The organism is Lactococcus sp. LG1267, from assembly GCF_017309545.1.
Taxonomy (GTDB): domain Bacteria; phylum Bacillota; class Bacilli; order Lactobacillales; family Streptococcaceae; genus Lactococcus; species Lactococcus petauri.
The window spans coordinates 1,572,957-1,593,073 of record NZ_CP071295.1 but is presented as its reverse complement, the minus strand read 5'-3'; the positions used below and the strand labels follow the sequence as shown (position 1 = coordinate 1,593,073).

Here is a 20,117-nt window from a genome sequence, read left to right as displayed (position 1 = left end):
AATAGGCAAGCAATCCTAAAAAGTTAACAACATAATAAAAAGGATGAAAATGAATAAATCAGAATACTCAGAAGAACAATTAAGCAATCACCACTGTGTAAAATCAGTTCCCCTGTTTGCCTCTCTTAGCTCAAGTGACCTTGCTCAGGTTGAAAAAATAGTACATCATAAAGTTTTTAAAAAGGGAGAAGTGGTGATTAACCCGATGAGTCGAGATCCTAAATTGGTAATTATTGCTAAAGGAGAAATAAAAATGTATCAACTTTCTTCGACGGGCAAGGAGCAACTTTTACGGGTAGTCGAACCAGGAGGATATGAAGGAGAAAAAGAGATTTTTGGTGTGGTAAACGATAGTCTTTATGGCGAGGCATTGAGGGACTCAACAATCTGTTTTTTGAACAAATCAGAGTTCACGATCCTCTTACTCACTCATCCTCAACTTTCTTTGAGCTTATTGCAGATTAATGCTGAAAAAGAGAGAAAAATAGAATACCAAACTAGATTTTTGATGATGGAAGATGTAAGTAGACGCTTAGTAAACTACTTAATGGATTTGTCGAAGTCATATAAAAGTAATTTAATTAAACTTCCTATGAAGTCTAAAGATTTAGCAACATTTATTGGAACAACTCCTGAGACACTTAGCCGGAAGATGAAACTACTGGAAAGTAAAGGTCTTATCGAGCGTGAGAATAAAAAAATTAAAATATTAGACTACGAACGTTTGGAAGATGAGTATTCTTAATCTCATAATCCTAAAATAAGCAATACCAAATATACATGGTCAAAATAATAATCATAAAAGAAAGAGAGAGTAAAAATGCTTGAAAATGTAAATCAATATTTTTTGTATCAGGAAAAGAAATATATCAAACCTGAAAAGGCAGGTGTTTTGTCTCAATCTATGCTTGATTTAAGAGAACTAGCACAGTCTGCGAGAAAAGAATTTATAGTAATAAGTCAGCTTCTAGCTGAGAAGGTAAAACCATTTGAAGCAGAGCGAGTTAGTCAATGGATGAATCAGGCACAAATATGTCGGCCACATTTTTGGTGCTACTATCGTTTTCCATCTGATGATATCGATGAAGTTACTCTGGCAATTCGCCTATATGGTAATTACAATGACTTTGGTGTCTCTGTAGAAGTTAGCTTTATTGAAAGAAAAAAATCAGAAAAAAGTTTAATTCAGCAAAGGAAGGTCCTAAACTGTCCCATAACCGCACCTTCTTATTACCTTGCCCAGAATAGTGGCATAAGCTATAAAATTGAAGGAAATGAAGAAAATAGAATGATGCTGATGAAAAAGGTAGAACAAGGTGAGTTTCGGAAGGTCTTGATCAAACAAGATGTTCCATATGTTAAAAATCAAACGGTTGAAGAATTAATTGATAGAATAGCGAAAGTGTTTGATGGACTCATGCCTTATTATGAAGAAACTAAAAAATAAATACAGAAATGAAGCATATTGTAGAAGTCTCATACCCCAGCTAATTCTAAATATTAATCATAGTTTTATTCTAGATAAGAAGGACCCAAAAATGCCACACAAAAACCATAACTACGAAAAAGAATCCGAAAAATTCTATGACAATATCGCCCAGCGCTTTGACCGTTCTTTTGACGGCTTGCTTGCTTCATTTTTCAAAATGTTTATTGTCAAACATTTGGAAGTGCCCAAAGATGCCAGTATCCTTGATATTGGTTGTGCCAATGGTACACTTCTGTCCATGCTTAGCAAGCAGACCAAGATTTTCGGGGCAGGTTTAGACATTTCTTCTGAAATGATTAAGATTGCCAGCCAACGTTATCCGCAGTTTGAGTTTAATCAAGGCAGCGCGGAAGCTGTTCCGTTTCCGAAGGATAATTTCGATATTATCACTTGTTCGGCTAGTTTTCATCACTTTCCTCATCCCGATCGATTTTTAGAAGAAGCCGCTCGTTTGTTAAAACAGGACGGTAGACTGGTGATTGCAGAAATCCATATCCCTGTAGTGACAAAGCTTTACAATTGGCGTCTGAATCGCTTTTCAATTGAAGGGGATGTCAAAGTTTATCAACCTCAAGAGCTGGTAAATCTCTTTCAAGAAAAGGGCTGGAAAATTGTGAAACGTAAAATTTTTCTGCAAATTCAATATTATGAACTGCAAAAGCTGTGAATACAGTTTTTTTATATAAATAAAATTATGTAAACGAAAACCCGTCAATGTCAATATTACAGGGATTATGTTATAATTTAAACAGTATTTTACACATTAGAAGGGGGAAAAATCCTATGGAAAAACAAAATTTTAGAGCCTCTGTTTTTTTCAAATGGTTTGTAAATAATAAAGTCGTGACGGCACTCTTGGTTGTCTTGCTTTTATTACTTAATATTCTATTACTCAGCAAAGTCAACTTTATCTTTGCACCAATTGCAGATTTTCTGACCATTGTTTCATTACCTGTCGTTTTAGCAGCTGTGTTTTATTACCTGCTTAATCCGATTGTTGATTATCTCGAAAAGAAACGTGTGCCGCGTATTGCCAGTATTATTGTGCTTTTTATTCTAATTGCTGGATTGTTGGTTTGGGGCTTGGCTTACGCCATTCCTTCTATCTCCAATAGTGTGGCGAGTTTCTCTAAGCACGTGCCTAACTATGTCGAACAAGCACAAGAAGAAGTAAATAAACTCTTGACCAATCGTCACTTTGAGCAATTCCGCCCACAAATGGATGATTTCATGGATTCCCTTGGGAATAATATCGTGGACTGGTCGAAAAACTTTTCAACTGCTGCCTTTAGCTCAATCACTGATGTGATTACGCGTACAGCAAGTGTCTTTATTTCACTGGTTATCTTCCCGTTCGTGCTTTTCTATCTTTTACGTGACGGAAAAAATTTGAACGGCTATATCACACATCTTTTACCAGTCAACTGGCGCAAAGATACTTCAAAAATCTTGACTGAGATGAATTCACAACTTGCAAACTACGTACGTGGTCAAGTTATTGTTGCGATTGCGGTTGCTTTGATGCTTGCGATTGGTTTACCAATCATTGGTTTGCGTTACGGGATTACCCTTGCTATCTTATCTGGACTCTTTAACTTGATTCCATTCCTTGGATTCTACTTAGCCATCATTCCCGCTATGATTATCGGTTTAGCAACAGGTGGGCCAATCATGTTGCTGAAAGTCTTGATTGTCTATATCATTGAACAAACACTTGAAGGACGTTTTGTTTCGCCTTTAGTTTTAGGTAAACAGTTGAGCATTCACCCGATCACAGTTCTCTTTGTGCTCTTAACGGCCGGCAAAGTCTTTGGCTTATGGGGCGTTCTACTGGGAATTCCGTTCTATGCTGCAGCCAAAGTAATTATCACACATATCTATGATTGGTACCGTGAAATTTCAGAACTTTATCAACCTGTTGATTTAGGCAATACAAGTGAACTTGAAAAAATAGAGGAGAGCTAATGTCTTATTCAGAAGATACCATTGATTTTCTACATAAAGGTGATTTGATTGGGATGCATAATGCTTTGAGCAATGCGCTCAAGCATGATAATGAAGAAATGCTTGCGGATTTGGCAGAATATTTACAAATGATGGGTTTTATCGATGAGAGCCATCAAGTCTATGATAAGATTCTGGGTGACAATCCTGAAAGTACCGACTACTTGATTAATCTGGCAGAGATTGCAGAGGATGATGGACAGATTGATGATGCTTTAAACTATCTCTATCAAATTCCTGCTGGAGACGAAAACTATGTTGCTGCTTTGATTCAAATTGCGGATTTATACCAGTTTGAAGGCGACTTTGAGACGGCCATTAGCAAGCTTGAAGAAGCACGTGAACTTTCCGACTCTCCCCTGATTACGTTTGCACTTGCGGAAAGTTATTACGAGCAGGGCGCCTATCAGGAAGCTATTCAAAACTACGCCAAGCTTTCTGTACGTGAAATTCTACAGCAAACTAAAATATCTACATATCAGCGTATCGGTGAATCCTACGCACATCTAGGGAATTTTGAAAATGCGATTTCCTTTTTAGAAAAGTCTTTAGAGTTCGATAAAACTGCTGATACGATTTACAAAATTGCTTTGCTTTATAGCGAGTTGGACAATCAAGCACGGGCGATTAGCTATTTCAAACAGCTAGAAGATTATAATACAGATTTACTGAATTATGAATTAGCTTATGCTCAAACTCTGGAAGCAGACCGTCAGTTTGATGAAGCTGCCCGTGTGGCTCAAGAAGGCTTACTGAAAAACCCTAATTCGGCTTTACTATTGCATTTTCTCTCGAAGCTGGCTTATAGTCAGAAAGATCAAGCAGCTGCAGAACGTTACTTGATGGATGCGCTAAATGTTGCTGAGCTCCATGACGAAACACTATTCCTTCTGGCAAACCTTTATTTCAACGAGTCAGACTTTGAAGCTGTGATTCGCTTGGAAGATTTGTTAGAAGAAGAACATCTCTTGGCGCAGTGGTTATTTGCCCAAGCCCATAAAGAGCTGGAAAATGATGCACAAGCAGAAGCGCTCTATACAGAGCTCTTGTCGACTGCCTTGACTGATAATCCAGATTTCTTGAAGGATTATGCTGACTTCCTTTTGCAAATCGGACAAAATGAGAAGGCACAAACTTATATAAAACAATATCTGGAACTCGTGCCAGAAGATGAAGAAATGAGAGGACTGTTGTTCGAGTAATCGGGCAATGGTTTTTTTATTGAACTAAGATGACAAAGTCTGTAATATTTCATAGAAAGATATGTAAGCGTTTTAAACAGGATGATCTTGTGAAAGCAGACTATATATACATTCTTCAAGCTCGATTTTTGTAAATTAAAATGTTTTCTGCTAAAATTGATTGTGAAGATTGTGAATCTTAATTGAAATGGAGAAGAAATGACTGATAAAAAATTCGGCTCAGACTTAGTTGTAGATAGTTTAATTAACCATAATGTAAAATATGTTTTTGGTATTCCCGGTGCCAAAATTGACCGCGTATTCGACCGCCTGGAGCATGATCCAAAAGCGCCAGAATTAATCATTACTCACCATGAGCAGGGTGCTGCTTTTATGGCCCAAGCTGTGGGACGTATCACTGGTGAACCCGGTGTTGTTTTGGTTACTTCTGGACCTGGTGTTTCAAACTTGGCAACGCCACTTTTGACAGCAACATCTGAAGGAGATGCGATCCTTGCTATTGGTGGACAAGTAAAACGTGCTGATCGTTTGAAACGTGCACACCAATCTATGGATAATGCTCAAATGATGGCGCCAGCTTCAAAATATTCGCAAGAAATCTTGGATCCATCAACAATTTCTGAAACAGTAGCCAATGCTTACCGTATCGCTAAAGGTGGTCGTGCAGGTTCAAGTTTCTTATCTATCCCACAAGACGTGACGGATTCAGAAGTTTCAGTGAATGCCATCAAACCTTTGTCAGATCCTAAGATGGGTAATGCCTCAATTGATGACATCAACTATTTAGCGCAAGCGATTAAAAATGCTGTATTGCCTGTTATCCTTGTTGGTGCAGGTGGTTCAGATGAAAAAGTGGCCAAGGCTTTGCGTAACTTACTTTCACACGTCTCTATTCCGGTCGTTGAAACTTTCCAAGGTGCAGGTGTGATTTCGCGTGACCTTGAACATACATTCTTCGGTCGTATCGGTCTTTTCCGTAACCAACCGGGAGATATGTTGCTCAAACGTTCAGACTTAGTTATCGCTGTTGGTTATGACCCAATCGAGTATGAAGCACGCAACTGGAATGCTGAAATTGACAGCCGCATCGTTGTTATTGACAACGCCATTGCTGAAATTGATACTTATTACCAACCAGAACGTGAATTGATTGGTGATATCGCTCAAACATTGGAAAATCTTTTGCCAGCAGTCCGTGGTTACAATTTGCCAGAAGGTTCAGTTGAATACCTTAAAGGTCTGCGTGACGTGATTAATCAACACGAATTTGATGTTGAAGCAGCTGAAGAAGGACGTTTGCACCCACTCGACTTGGTAAGTACTTTCCAAGAAGTCGTTAAGGATGATGAAACTGTGAGTGTTGACGTTGGCTCACTCTATATCTGGATGGCACGCTACTTCCGTTCTTATGAACCACGTCACTTGCTCTTCTCAAATGGTATGCAAACACTCGGTGTAGCTTTGCCTTGGGGAATTACAGCCAGCTTGCTCCGCCCAGGACACAAGGTTTATTCTCACTCTGGTGATGGTGGTTTCCTCTTCACAGGCCAAGAACTTGAAGTTGCTGTTCGTCTTAACTTGCCATTGATTCACATCATATGGAATGATGGACACTATGATATGGTTAAATTCCAAGAAGAGAAAAAATACGGCCGTGCGTCAGGTGTAAACTTCGGCAGTGTTGACTATGTGAAATATGCAGATGCTATGGGTGCTAAAGGCTATCGTGTCCACAGCGCAGAAGAACTCAAAGAACTCTTGGAATCAATCCCTGACAGCACAGGACCAGTCGTTATTGATGTTCCTATCGATTACTCAGACAATATTAAATTAGCGGATACGCTTTTGCCTGAGGAATTTTATTGATAACTTCAAATAAAGAATAAAATAAGTAAAAAACTTGATAATGACGTCATTATCAAGTTTTTTACTTTCAAATAGCTTCCTATTGTAATTTATAGTATATAATAAATGTACATATTAAAACGAGTGCGATAAGGAGTAATTCATGCACTACGACATCCTCAACGCTTTCACCGGCAAGGAGAGTTTAGGAATTTAGGAAATCCTGCGGCAGTCTGTATCTTAACTAAACGACTCCCAAAAGAGCAGCTCCAACAGATTGCTTCTGAAATTGCCTTGTCTGAAACCTCCTTTATCTATAAAAATGTAGAAAATCAATGGGAAATCCAGTGGTTTAGCCCTAAAAGGGAAGTTTTATTGTGCGGACATGGTATAATTGCGGCGGCTTCTTTCATCAAGCAGAAGTTAGAAAACGACTGTGAATTTTTAAGCTTTAAATCAAAATCTGGAAAATTAACTGTCGCCATGTATAATGATCAATTTATCTTAAACTTTCCACGTCAACATCTTTTCCAAAGGAAATCACTGAAAAAATGAAAACAGCTTTCCCAAGAGCAATCATTCAAGAAGTTTATACTACTCAGGAAAATGATCACCTTGTACTTGTGTTAGATTCAGAAACAGCAGTAAAGGATGCAAAACCACAGATTGCTATCATTAAATCATTAGCCCCTCATGCAGTTACCATTACAGCAAAGAGTACGGATGTTGGTTTTGTATTGAGGTACTTTGCGCCTAATGGAGGTGTAGATGAGGCCCCGGTGACAGGTTCGTCACATACACGCTTGACACCATTATGGGGAGAAAAGTTAGAGAAAACAAAACTCATCGCCAAACAACTCTCTAATCGTGGTGGCTTGATTGCTTGCGGAATTGAGGGGGAAAGAGTTAAAATCTCTGGTCAGACCGTTCTCGAAAAAGAAAATATCGTCATTCACAACTATGATATATAAGAATAGAAAAAGTGCTTGGAACACTTGTCCAGCACTTTTTAGTATAGTTTTCTTGAATTTTAAGGACGAATAAATTTAACACCGGCTGTTGAACAGTCACGTTCAGTGCCCCAGCCTCCGTTATAGTTTCCTTCACTTACTCTCATTTTAGAGCCAGAAACCGAAATAACAACTGCGACGTGGCCAAAATCTCCTGCGCCTTGATTTCCTGGAGGAAAGACAGCAATTGTCCCGACAGTAGGCTTGCTGTTAGCGTATTTGTCCCAGTCTTTTGCATTGCCGACATAGAGAGGAATATTTCCGTTGAAATAGTCCCAAACATAAGCTGTACATTGGCCTGCAGGATAGGGATTTTGTTTATTTGTCTGGGAAGTGACATTATAGAAGCGTTGGAGGAAAGCTGCCATCTCACCACGTGTCACATATGCATCAGGTCTAAAAGTTGTTGGTGTATAACCCGTAGTGATACCTTTGGAACTCAACCAGCCAATGTCATTGGCAAACATATGATTTTTAGCATCTACGAACTTCGTGTTATATTTTCCTGAGGTAGGAGCATTTCCTGAAACTTTTGCCATTCTATGGAGAAAGGCAGCCATTTGCCCTCGCGTCACGTTACCGTTTGGATTGTAGTGGGGTGCAGTGCCGTTGGATACAGTTGTCGCTGTCAGCCAGAGAATCTGGTTTTTATACTGATTGACATCTGTATAGACATTGAAGGGTGCTTTATAACTTGGAGCTCCTGCGAGACGATGAAGAAAGACAGCCATTTCACCACGCGTCACGTAACCATCTGGATTATAAGTCGTTGGTGTATAACCTGTGGTAATTCCTCGACTATAGATCCAGCTAATGTAATTTTTGTATAAAGATTGTGAAACGTCTTTAAAAGGATTGCCTGAATGCTTGATAGGTAATTTTTCTAAGCTTACCGGCACCTTTGGTAGTGTACCACTATTAAGAGGTTGCTGATAAGTTACAGCACTTCGAGCTTGTACTACAGGACGCTCGGTCGTACTTGCTACTTTCGCCGTTTCAGCACTTGTATCTTGTTCCTTTATCGTTACTTCAGTACTTGAGCTTGAGCTGCTTTTATCTACTACACTATTTTCAGTGCTTTTGTTTTCAGTTGAAGTTTCAGAAGTACTTGCAGAAGTTGAAGTGCTACTTTCCTCGATGCTTGAAGCTATTGGCTCATTTTCTTCCTTGTTTACGGCTGTGAGTTCACTCGCACTTACCATTATTCCTTGCGTCGACGACAGAAAAACTGCGCTCAGCATTAAAACCCTTTGATATTTTTTCACTATAAAATATCTCCTCCTTATTTACCATGTCTCTTATAATCATTATTTGTTTGCTTTTTTAGCATATTATAATCATAACATATGATTTAGTTTTTTTTAAGGAATTTTGAATTAAAATAAATATTGTAAGCAGAATTAAAGCATTCTCTTCATAAGAATGATAGAATAAGAATGGAATTGATAGTAAAGTAAATAAACAGAAATCGAGAGTCATGAGGCATCTGCCTTCACTTACAATAATGGCTTTTGATAAACTTGACGTTAAGTCAATTTTTTAGAGTCACAAACGTAGAATTTTAATCTATTTATTTTAAGCACTTACCTTTTCAAATTGATTAGGTGTAAGATACCCTAAACTTTGATGAATTCGTTTTGAATTATAAAAGGCTTCGATGTACCAGAAAATACTCTGATAGGCTTCTTCAAAGTTCTTATATTTAAATTGATACACCCACTCTCTTTTTAAATGTCCATGCCAAGATTCAAGACTGGCATTATGATAAGGGTATCCCCTTCGACTGAAAGAGTGAGTCATCTCATAATACTTAAGCCACTCTTCATACTCTAGACTCGTATACTGGCTTCCTTGGTCAGAATGAAGAATAACAGCTTCTGGATAGTCTTGTGATTTAATGGCCTTATTTAAAGTTCTTTGCACTAATTCTACAGTCATTCGCTTGCCCAAATCCCAAGCAATGACTTTTTTAGTATAACGATCCATAATGGTTGAGAGATAAGCCCATCCTTGTTGAGTAGGAATATAAGTAATGTCGGTTGACCAAACCTTATTTTTCTTTGTAGGTTCAGTCTGTATGAGATTTTTTCGATTGATGTGATCACTTAGTGAGTATCCAGGCTTAAATTTCTTAATGACTACAGACTTGAGTTGAAGTTGCTTCATTAGCTTCTGTACCAGTTTTAACCCGACTTTTTCCCCTTGTTTAAGTAGAAGATGATGAATTTTAGGAGCACCATAGATTCCTCGGTTAGCATTGAAGAGTTGAGAAATTTTGAGTGACAGGTATTGTCTCCTTAATTGAGTTTTAGATGGATATCGGTTAATCCGTTCATAATAACTTGATTCAGGAACATCAAGGAGTTGACAGCTTAGTCTGACATTGAGTGCTAAAGTTTGTATGGTTTGAGCCATATCCGCAGCACTCACTTCTTTTTCTCGGCGAATATGGTCAATACTTTTTTTAAGATGTCTCGTTCTTCCTTAACTTTAGCCAGTTGTCTTTTTAATTCTAGAAAATCAGCTTTAGAGACGGAGCTTTCATTAGATTTAGAGTAGAGGTCTATCCATTTATAAATTGTTGCAGGGGCCACGTCGTATTCTTTAGACAGCTGGGTGACGGATTGACCAGAATGATAGAAGGCGATAAGGGTTTCTTTAAATTCTTTTGAGTAGCGTTTTTTCATGTTTTTGTCCTTTGTCTAAATTATACAATAGTGACTCTAAGATTTAAGGATAACATCAACTATATATTTTAATTTATTTTTTCCTCAATGCAATTTTAAATAATGTTTAGAAGTCCTTTCTTTGAGGGCTTTTATTTGTGCTTTTTGTTATAATTAAGGAAGTGATAAACAAGTAGGAGTAACTTATGACTGCAGAAAAAGAAATTGAAAATCAGTTTATACATATTTTGAGTGAGGCAGAAAATCAGTGGCGATATCGTGAAGATATTCGTACAGAATCTGCATTATGGCAAAATCTTAGAAAGCATCTCAATCGTATAAATCAGGCACAACTTGCTGGTACTCCATTAACGGATGTGGAGTTTGAACGGATAAAAGTAGAATTTGGCCGTTTAACTGCAACACCTTTTCAAGCTTCACAATGGTTACGAGGAGAAAATGGTGTTGCTCAAATTTCTTTAGAGCGTGAAGATACCTCTAAAATTGTTATAGAATTTTTTAGAAATAAAGATGTAGCTGGAGGTATTTCTTCTTACGAGGTTGTAAATCAAATTGTCCCAGCGACAGATAAAGTAACTCGAGGAGATGTTACTTTGTTAATCAATGGCTTGCCAATTATTCATGTTGAGCTAAAAAATGAGTCTGCAAAAGATGGCTATATGCAAGCTTATCGTCAAATAGAACGCTATGCCTTAGATGGCTTTTTTGATGGTATCTATGCGACAACACAGATTTTTATTGTTTCAAATAAGGTACAAACAAAGTATTTTGCTCGACCAAGTGAAAATACAGTCCAAGCATACAGACGTATGGAAAAATTTCTGTTTAACTGGAGGACGGCAGAGAATGTGGCAGTAGATAATCTTTTTGATTTTACGCGTCAAGTACTAAGAATACCTGCTGCCCATGAACTTATTAGCCAGTATACTGTTTTGGTTGATGACCAAAAGAGTCAGAAATTTTTGATGGTTTTACGACCTTACCAAATTCATGCGATAAAAGAAATCCGAAAAAAAGCAGCTGAACATAAAGGAGGCTTTATTTGGCATGCGACTGGTTCGGGGAAAACCATAACAAGTTTTGTAGCAACTAAACTATTGGCACAGAATGCAACAGGTGTAGATCGTACGATTATGGTGGTTGACCGGACAGATCTGGATGCACAGACACAAGATGAATTCACAAAATTTGCTTCTGAATTCCATACAGGGCAGACAAGTGGAACAGCAAAGTCTAATACTTTAATTGTCGGGATTAAAAATCAGCATCAGCTTACCAGAAGTCTGTTATCGAAGAAAAATAACAATACCATTCTTGTTACGACCATACAAAAACTCTCTGCAGCTATGCGTGCAGCAAAATATGAAACAGAAAAGAAAGGTACAGAGCGTTTTGCTAAATTAAGAAGTGAACACATAGTCTTCATTGTTGACGAAGCACATCGAGCAGTCAGTGATGAAGAAATGAAAAAGATAAAAAAACTTTTTCCAAATTCTACTTGGTTTGGGCTTACAGGTACGCCAATTTTTGAAGATAACAAGAAACAGGAAAATGGGACCTTTGCTCGAACCACAGCACAGCAATATGGTGATCTATTGCATGCTTATACAACAAAAAATGCAATGGACGATCGGGCTGTACTGAATTTTCAAGTTGAATATCATTCCTTGTTAAACCAGGATGAACAAGAAGCTCTTCTCGCAAAAATGACAGAGGAAGTCCCTTGCGAGCGTATTGATCAAGAAAAACTTATTAAAAGCGATATCTATGAAGGCCCAAAACACATAGAAGCCATGCTTCATAAGATTTTCACTCGCCGCAGCTTGGTAAAAAAGTTTAACGTCCAAAATGGCTATCCTACAATGTCCGCAATTCTAACAACTCACTCAATAGCGCAAGCTAAGAGAATATATCATAAATTGCAGGAGATGAAACGAGAAGGGACATTATTTTATGGTAAAGATTTTGATGATAAGCGAAGACTTATCGATCAGGATTTTCCACGTGTAGCTATTACTTTCTCTACAAACCCTGATCAACTTGAGAAAAATCAACAGGACGACGAGTTGCTTGAGATCATGAAAGAGTACAGTAAAATGTATGATCAAGCAGCTTATACAGATGAAAAGCTTTACAACCAAAATATTAATAAACGTTTAGCCAGAAAAGAAGCACAATATCAAAAAGATGGGCAATGGCTTGACTTAGTTATTGTGGTAGACCGTCTATTAACCGGTTTTGATGCGCCAACTATCCAAACACTTTACGTTGATAGGGAAATGAACTATCAAAAGCTGCTACAGGCCTTTTCTCGAACAAATAGACTTTATCCAGGTAAAGATAATGGGATGATTGTTACTTTTAGAAAGCCTGCTACCATGAAAAAAAATGTAGAAGAAACATTTAGACTCTTTTCAAATGAAAAACAAAATTGGCAAGAACTCATTCCACCAGAATATCAAACAGTAAAAGCTAATTTTGAAGAAGTACGTAAAGCTTATCAAACTACAAAAAATCAATTGGAAGAAAATCCAAATGATTTGAAGAGGAAAATCGCTAAACTTAAAGCTTTTCAAAAAATGGAAAAAGTTTATAAGGCATTAAAGAGTTATGACGAATATGAAGATGAAATAGAACAATTTACAAGTTTTGATAAAAAAATGGACGATTATCGTGGTAATGCAGAAAATTTACGTGGAGAGATCAAGCATGAATTAGAAGATTCGGATGGAGATAAACCAGATATTGATGAATTACTACAAGATATCGAATTTTCTTCACAATTAAATGCTACACACGAAGACAAAGTTGACAGCTTCTATATCAACCAATTGTTAAAAAACCTTCAAGAAGATATGGAAGGTGCCGAGGAAAAATTTGATGAAGAAATTAAATTAAAAGATCCTATGGTACAGCCTATCTACCATAAAATCAAACATCAGATAAAAAGCTCTCCTGAAGAAGTAGATATTAAAGAAATTAAGTATAAGATGTTTAATGAAGAAATAAACAATCAGCTTCAGGAGGAATCAATTAACTATGCTCTTCCGGAAGAATCTGTGAAATCAGCTTTTAATGAATTTCAACCTGAAAAAACAGAAATTCCATATCTTGCAAGTATTGTTGATAATATGACATTATCAAAAGGTATATTTGAAGAAAAAACAGGAAAAAAATACCGTAGTCGGACAAAAGTTATGGAGAACGTTCTTAAAGACGTATTTACACGTTTACAAAAATTGAAAGAAGAAATTTAATGTCAACAACACTAAATAACCAACTTTGGGCATCAGCGGATATCCTTCGAGGAAAAATGGATGCCAGCGAATACAAAAACTATCTCTTAGGATTAATTTTTTATAAATACCTATCAGATGTAGAATTACGTGAAGTTTATGAGCAGGAAAATGGTCAAACAACTAACTTTCCACCACGTAGTGAACAATATAAAATTTTAGAAGAATGGTATAAGGAAGATAAAGAAGATCTTGAAGAAATTATGCGTCTACAACGTGGCTATTTCATAGCACCAGATCAACTATTTTATCATTTTCGTCAAACAGCGGATGCCTATGATTTTCGCTTAACAGATTTGCAAGCCGGGTTTAATGACTTAGAACGTCAAGGAGAGCAATTTAGTGGACTTTTTGCAGATATTGATTTAAGTTCTACTAAGCTAGGTTCTAATGATCAGCAACGCAATGTGACAATAACAGAAGTGATTCGTGCACTCGACGAAATCGATCTTTTTGAACACAATGGCGATGTGATTGGAGACGCCTATGAATATTTAATTGGGCAATTTGCTGCTGGAGCAGGAAAAAAAGCCGGAGAATTTTACACCCCTCAGTCTGTATCACGTATTATTTCAGAAATTACTTCCATTGGTCAAGAAATTCGAGCGCCATTTCATATCTATGACCCGACTATGGGATCAGGATCATTGATGCTCAACATACGTAACTTTGTGCACGATAAAGAAAAGATACATTATCACGGTCAAGAGTTGAATACAACAACATTCAACTTAGCACGAATGAATCTTATTTTGCATGGTATCGACAAAGGAAGAATGCGCCTTAAAAATGGAGATACTCTAGATAGTGACTGGCCAACAGAAGAGCCACACCAGTTCGATGCAGTTGTCATGAACCCGCCTTATTCTGCAAAATGGTCAGCTGCTGAAAAATTTTTATCTGATGCACGTTTCGAGCGTTACGGGAAGTTAGCTCCAAAATCAAAAGCAGACTTTGCTTTCCTTCTCCATGGGTTTTACCATTTGAAAGATACCGGAACAATGGGAATTGTTCTACCACATGGTGTATTATTCCGCGGAGCAGCGGAAGGAGTCATTCGTAAAGCTCTTCTTGAGATGGGGGCAATTGATGCTGTTATTGGCTTGCCTGCTAATATTTTTTATGGTACAAGTATTCCAACCACGGTGATTATCCTCAAGAAAAAGGCTCTATAATTTAAAGGACTGATGAATCAAATTTTGATTCATCAGTCCTTTTTTAGTTTATTTAAATATAAAACATGTCGTCTATCTAGTAAAATTTAAGTACGACCAAAAATCTAAGATAGAAAGGACGACATGTCTTGAATAATCATATCAAAAAAATGCTACGAATTACAGATGAACATTTAGATTTAACAAATACGGAGGAATATAAAATTAAAGGGAAGAACACTTTAGTTATCTTTGGAGTCTATTCTCCCATGCCTTCGGCTTGTAGGAACTGTGGTTCAACTATTGTTGATAATGAAGGGAAAAGTGTAGTTGTTAGAAATGGAAAAAAGGAAGTAACTATTCAGTTAGATTCTTATCAAAATATGCCCACTATTTTAAAACTGAAGAAACAACGATTCCATTGTAAAAGCTGTTCGCACAATTGGACGGCACAGTGTTCTATTGTTGAAAAAAACTGTCATATCAGTAAATTTATTACTTTGAAAATTTTAGAATTATTAACTGAGAAAATCTCTATGACATTTATAGCTAAACAATGCCACGTTTCATTAACTACAGTTTTAAGAGTTCTTAAGTCAGTTGAATCACAACTCCCGCAACAACTTAAACCACGGAGTTTTCCAGAAGTTTTAATGGTAGATGAGTTTAGATCTCACGCTAGTTATGAAGATAAAATGAGCTTCATATGTGCTGATGGAGAAACAGGTGAATTAGTAGATATTTTACCTAGTAGGAAATTAGATAAAATAATCCCTTACTTCAATCGCTCTCCGTTGGAGGAAAGGGAAAAAGTTAAATTTTTAGTAACAGATATGAATGCTGCTTACTTTCAATTAACTAAAAATGTCTTTCCTACTGCTAAATTAATCATTGATAGGTTCCATATTGTGAAGCATTTGAACACCGCTTTTAATGATTTTAGAGTCCGAGAAATGAAGAGATTAATTACCAATAAGAAAAAGTCAAAAGCAAATAAATTAAAATCAAACTGGAAATTACTTCTAAAAAATCAAACAAATATTTCCATTTCAGAGTTCAAAACTTGGAGAAGTTTTCCTTCTCCAAAGTACCATCTTTTAACGGAATCTATGGTGATTGATCGACTACTCTCATTTTCTTCTGAACTAAAAGAAGCTTATGACATTTTCCATTTATTAATGTATCACTTTAGAAACAAAGATGACCGTTCCTTTTTCGAACTATTGAAAAATCTACCTGATAGCTTGGATACACAATTTAGAGATAAAATAGAAAATCTGATTTCCTATGAAGAAGGTATTAGAAACGCTCTTAAATATAATTTTTCCAATGGAAAAATTGAAGCTAAGAACACTCATATAAAAACACTTAAAAGAGTTTCCTATGGATTCAACTCATTTACAAATATGCGTATAAGAATTTTCTTGATAAACGGCCTTATTAAAATTAAATAACTAAAAAAGATGATAAATCTGAGAGTAATCTCAAGTTTATCATCTTATATATCCGACTCATCAGTCCGATTTGACAAAGAGCCAAGAAAAACCGTCAAAATCGAGATGTGTTTTTCATTGATGCTTCCAATGATTTTGAAAAGCAGAAGAATCAAAATATGCTTCGTGAAAGTGATATTGAAAAAATTATTGAAACATATAAAGCGCGTGAAGATGTTGAAAAATATGCACATTTAGCAAGTTTTGAAGAAATTGAATCAAATGATTTTAACCTTAATATTCCACGCTATGTTGATACTTTTGAAGAGGAAGAGCCTATCGACATTATTGAGTTAAGTAGAGAAATCGTAGAGATCAACCAAGAAATTAGTAAAACCGAACAAGAATTTCTTGCCATGCTGGATCAACTCGCGGTGACAGATGATAGCCGTGATATTATTGAAGCTACAAAGCGTATTTTTGGAGAGTGATATAATGAATGATAAAAATTTAGACTCACAAAAAAGCAAGCTGAAAGAAATGAAAAAGGCTCCAGAACTTCGGTTTAAAGGTTTTTCTGACGATTGGGAACAGCGTAAGTTTAAAGATTTTAGTAAGAAGACTGGAAAAAAGAACTCGAAAGATCTAGACCTCCCTGCTTATTCGGTAAGTAATAAATCAGGTTTAATTTCTCAAACAGAACAGTTTGATGGGAGTAGGTTGGATAGTTTAGAAAAAACGTCTTATAAATTTGTTGAACCAAATGAATTCGCCTATAATCCAGCAAGAATAAACGTAGGATCAATTGCATTTAACAATCTTGGTATGGCGGTCATTGTTAGTTCTCTTTATGTAGTTGTGAAAATGAGCGAGGACTTAGATAATGGGTTCATACTTCAGTTTATCAAGTCACCAACATTTATTAAAGAGGTCAAACGTAACACGGAAGGAAGCGTACGAGAATACTTATTCTATGAGAATTTTGCTAATATCAAGTTCCCTTTTGCTAAGAATAAAGAGGAACAACAAAAAATCGGCATCTTCTTCCAACAACTAGACGAGACTATCGTTCTTCATCAACGTAAGTTAGAGAAGCTTAAACAGTTGAAACTGGCCTATTTGCAGCAGTTATTTCCGAAAAATGGTGAGAATACACCTAGAATCAGATTTGCTTATTTTGAGGAGAATTGGGAGCAGCGTAAAGCCAAAGAAATATTTATTGCGAAAGTAAAGAAGGGGAAACCAAATCTTCCAGTTCTTTCAGTTACGCAGGATTTTGGTGTTGTTTACCGAAATGAAGTTGGAATAGATATTAAGTACGATAATTCAACATTGTCAAATTATAAAATCATTGAACCAGGAGATTTTGTAATTAGTCTTCGTTCATTTCAAGGAGGTTTTGAATTATCGGACAAGCTTGGAATTACAAGTCCTGCTTATACTATTTTTATTCCTAAAAATCTGGATCATCATAATCAGCTGTATTGGAAAGCTCAATTTAAAACAAAAAAATTTATTGATTCACTAAAAATAGTTACTTTTGGGATTCGTGATGGTAAATCTATCAGCTTCTCAGAATTTGGTGATTTGAAAATTATGTATCCAATAGATGTGGATGAGCAAAGACATATAGGGATATTATTACAAAAACTTAATCAAACTCTCGCTCTTCATCAGTCTAAAATTGATAAGTTAAAATCTATAAAACAATCTCTTTTACAAAAAATGTTTATTTAATTATAAAAAGGCGCATTATATCGCCTTTTTATAATTAACCTATAGTTGACAAATGCCTCATAATCTTATCATTATCTTGATTTTCAAGTTCTTGGATAATATGAAGATAAGTTTCTTGTGTTGTTGACATGCTTGAGTGCCCTAATCTCCTTGCTACAGTAGCAATCGATACATCAGCAAAAAGTAAGAGAGAGGCATGTGTATGTCTTAGACCGTGGATAGAAATACTTGGTATTTCTGCTTTCTTACATAAAAATTGAAGTCTATTATTTACTGTTGAATTAAAGATACGACCTTTAACAAAAATAGGTTGATTTTCAGGATAGACTTTTACTAATTGTGAAAATTGCATAGCTGTTTGCCAGTCGAGCTGTACCTTTCTTTTAGAAGACTTATTTTTTGTCGGCTGAAACGTGCCCTTTGAAGATTTGTAGTCCCAGGTTTTATCAATCGTTAATTTTTGCGAAGAAAAATCAAAATCATTTGGAGTAACAGCTAGAGCTTCAGAAAAACGAAGACCTGTTTTTAATATTAAGAGAATAAACCAATCCCAATTAATCTCAGTTGTCAAATTCATCTGCTTAATTAGTGCTTGTACTTCATGTTGATTTAAAAATTTTGGTCTTTTTTTGCGAGGATTTTTACCTTTTATTATAATTTTTCGAGTGGGATTTTGAGCAATTAGTCCGTCGTCAACTGCGTCTAAAATTGCTCCTTTTAAATGATGGTGAAAGTCCATCGTCGTCTGTTTTTCATGAGATATTGCATAATCGTTCAGTAATTTTTGATAATTTCGACGTGTAATATCGCATACTTTCAAATCTGGAACAAGCTTTTCAATATGTTGTTGGCTAATATAGTATTTTTTCAATGTTATTGGCCGTACCGCTCCAACCTTATACAGTTCAACCCACTCTTCAAAGTACTCAGAAAACAATTGTTTTGTTCTTCTATTTTTTGACAAAATAAAAACCTCCATGATTAATATTAGTTTCGAAATTAAAATTTCTGTATTTATTTTAGCAGGGAGGTGTATGTTAAATAAAGTGTTTAGTTAAATATTTTTTGAAGTAGAGCTTTTTTGCAGGTTTTGAGTTGATTTAATTTTTCTTGATGAAGAGCGATAGTCTTATCTAAATTACTAAATAACTCTACAATTTTTTCTTGTTCTTTCACGCTTGGAAAAAAAATATTCATATCAGCAATCATTTCCATTCGAACAGAGTCTACAGAAGTTTTAGCAGTCATAGACATTACTCTTTTATAGAAATTTTTTGAGAAATAGTAATAAAAATATTTAGCAGAAACTTCTTTAAAATTATACATTCTATAGACTCTTTGGTGCAAATTGTATTTCCCATTTACATAATGGAAGACTTTTCCTGTCCCTACACCATCTCCAACAGTCAAAACAGCTTCTTGATCATATAAATATTCATCACTTTTTTCAATTGTTGCCGAACGAACATAAAAAGGATAAGTTCCATCATCAACTCTGTCTTGAGTATTTCCTTTCCCAGTTGAAATTGTACATAGTTCTTTTGACTTACGCTGTTCCCATACATCCTCAAAATAAGCAAACCTAATTTTTGAAATATTCCCCCCGGACTTAGGAAATAACTGCTGCAAATAGGCCAGTTTCAACTGTTTAAGCTTCTCTAACTTACGTTGATGAAGGGTAATGGTTTCATCAAGCTGTTTGAAGAAAGAACCGATTCTTTGTTGCTCTTCTATCCTTTTCGGTATTACTAATTCAGTTTTAAAAAAATCAGTCGCTGCAATATTTAATAGTCCATGATTTCTTGCACCTTCAGCAGCATGTTTTGAGACCTCCTTATGCCAATAAGCGGTATCATAATATTTCTCTAAAAAATCAGAATCTATATTCGTAGGTTTAAATACAATATACAAAGTAGATAGTACTCCCATGTTATAACGATTCAACCGTTTCACAGCTCCCCATGGGAAGCCTTTTGAATAAGATTTGTTATAAGCAAATTCCCCATTTCTAACAAGATAATATCCGCTAACATCACGACTAGCAACTGTTTTATTAAAAAATTCATTTTGATCTATCAAACCCTCTTGAGCAGAAATAGTTAGAGGCAATGTGGTATCTAAGTCTTTATTTTTACGTATAACTCTTTTTGTTATATCCCCCAACTTACGCTGTTGCCAATCATAAAAAATAAAAGTTATTTGAACAAAACACTATAATTCATTAAAATAAAAAAGAAAAACATTTTAAAAAGGAAAAACT

14 protein-coding genes and 2 pseudogenes are annotated in these 20,117 nt (G+C 35.9%); 12 read left to right on the top strand and 4 right to left on the bottom strand.

The annotated features are described in order from the left end of the window. Window positions 1–43 precede the first annotated feature (43 nt). The 7 genes and pseudogenes from J0J33_RS07775 to J0J33_RS10960 all read left to right on the top strand — a co-directional run bounded on the left by J0J33_RS07775 (window position 44) and on the right by J0J33_RS10960 (window position 7,511). On the top strand, window positions 44–745 hold the full coding sequence (locus J0J33_RS07775) for a Crp/Fnr family transcriptional regulator (RefSeq protein ID WP_370629135.1): 702 nt from the start codon (window positions 44–46) through the stop codon (window positions 743–745). A gap of 75 nt (window positions 746–820) precedes the next feature. Continuing rightward, window positions 821–1,447 (top strand): ribonuclease P, encoded by a 627-nt coding sequence (locus J0J33_RS07770; RefSeq protein ID WP_206887389.1) that lies wholly within the window; start codon window positions 821–823, stop codon window positions 1,445–1,447. Between the two features lie 91 nt (window positions 1,448–1,538). After that, on the top strand, window positions 1,539–2,156 hold the full coding sequence (locus tag J0J33_RS07765; protein ID WP_206887387.1) for a class I SAM-dependent methyltransferase: 618 nt from the start codon (window positions 1,539–1,541) through the stop codon (window positions 2,154–2,156). A gap of 116 nt (window positions 2,157–2,272) precedes the next feature. After that, a complete protein-coding gene (locus J0J33_RS07760; RefSeq protein ID WP_019293983.1) occupies window positions 2,273–3,454 on the top strand; it encodes an AI-2E family transporter in 1,182 nt (393 codons plus the stop codon). Next, window positions 3,454–4,695 carry a tetratricopeptide repeat protein gene (locus J0J33_RS07755; protein WP_206887383.1) on the top strand — a complete coding sequence of 414 codons (1,242 nt, stop codon included), beginning with the start codon at window positions 3,454–3,456 and terminating at the stop codon, window positions 4,693–4,695. The genes J0J33_RS07760 and J0J33_RS07755 overlap by 1 nt, the downstream gene beginning before the upstream one ends. A gap of 198 nt (window positions 4,696–4,893) precedes the next feature. Then, complete coding sequence (gene alsS / locus J0J33_RS07750; RefSeq protein ID WP_206887381.1) at window positions 4,894–6,561, top strand: acetolactate synthase AlsS; 1,668 nt, start codon at window positions 4,894–4,896, stop codon at window positions 6,559–6,561. Between the two features lie 142 nt (window positions 6,562–6,703). Then, window positions 6,704–7,511 (top strand): annotated as a pseudogene (locus J0J33_RS10960) (PhzF family phenazine biosynthesis protein). Between the two features lie 59 nt (window positions 7,512–7,570). Here J0J33_RS10960 and J0J33_RS07740 read toward each other — a convergent pair. Together J0J33_RS07740 and J0J33_RS07735 are read right to left on the bottom strand one after the other, a co-directional pair. Beyond that, a complete protein-coding gene (locus J0J33_RS07740) occupies window positions 7,571–8,815 on the bottom strand; it encodes an S-layer homology domain-containing protein (protein ID WP_206921654.1) in 1,245 nt (414 codons plus the stop codon). Window positions 8,816–9,125: 310 nt separating this feature from the next. Next, window positions 9,126–10,237, bottom strand: a protein-coding gene (locus J0J33_RS07735; protein WP_206887377.1) for an IS3-like element IS981 family transposase whose coding sequence is annotated in 2 segments (ribosomal slippage) — window positions 9,126–10,021 and window positions 10,021–10,237 — 1,113 coding nt in all. Because the reading frame shifts where the segments join, the coding sequence is not laid out codon by codon here. A gap of 185 nt (window positions 10,238–10,422) precedes the next feature. On the opposite strand from J0J33_RS07735, the gene J0J33_RS07730 reads away from it, so the two are divergent. From J0J33_RS07730 to J0J33_RS10820, 5 genes and pseudogenes are all read left to right on the top strand, one after another. Then, a complete protein-coding gene (locus J0J33_RS07730) occupies window positions 10,423–13,494 on the top strand; it encodes a type I restriction endonuclease subunit R (protein ID WP_206887376.1) in 3,072 nt (1,023 codons plus the stop codon). After that, window positions 13,494–14,696: pseudogene (locus J0J33_RS07725) on the top strand (type I restriction-modification system subunit M); the annotation flags it as partial. The gene J0J33_RS07730 and the pseudogene J0J33_RS07725, both read left to right, overlap by 1 nt. Window positions 14,697–14,836: 140 nt before the next feature. Beyond that, entirely contained in the window at window positions 14,837–16,141 is a 1,305-nt protein-coding gene (locus J0J33_RS07720) for an ISL3 family transposase (RefSeq protein ID WP_089202021.1), read from the top strand. Window positions 16,142–16,248: 107 nt separating this feature from the next. Beyond that, window positions 16,249–16,611, top strand: a complete 363-nt coding sequence (locus J0J33_RS07715) for an N-6 DNA methylase (protein ID WP_371815431.1) — start codon at window positions 16,249–16,251, stop codon at window positions 16,609–16,611. A gap of 4 nt (window positions 16,612–16,615) precedes the next feature. Next, window positions 16,616–17,857, top strand: a complete 1,242-nt coding sequence (locus J0J33_RS10820) for a restriction endonuclease subunit S (RefSeq protein ID WP_242526917.1) — start codon at window positions 16,616–16,618, stop codon at window positions 17,855–17,857. Between the two features lie 34 nt (window positions 17,858–17,891). On the opposite strand, the gene J0J33_RS07700 is transcribed toward J0J33_RS10820, so the two are convergent. Further along, a complete protein-coding gene (locus J0J33_RS07700; protein ID WP_370629134.1) occupies window positions 17,892–18,836 on the bottom strand; it encodes a tyrosine-type recombinase/integrase in 945 nt (314 codons plus the stop codon). Between the two features lie 71 nt (window positions 18,837–18,907). Then, entirely contained in the window at window positions 18,908–20,020 is a 1,113-nt protein-coding gene (locus tag J0J33_RS07695) for a restriction endonuclease subunit S (RefSeq protein ID WP_242526916.1), read from the bottom strand. Window positions 20,021–20,117 lie beyond the last annotated feature (97 nt).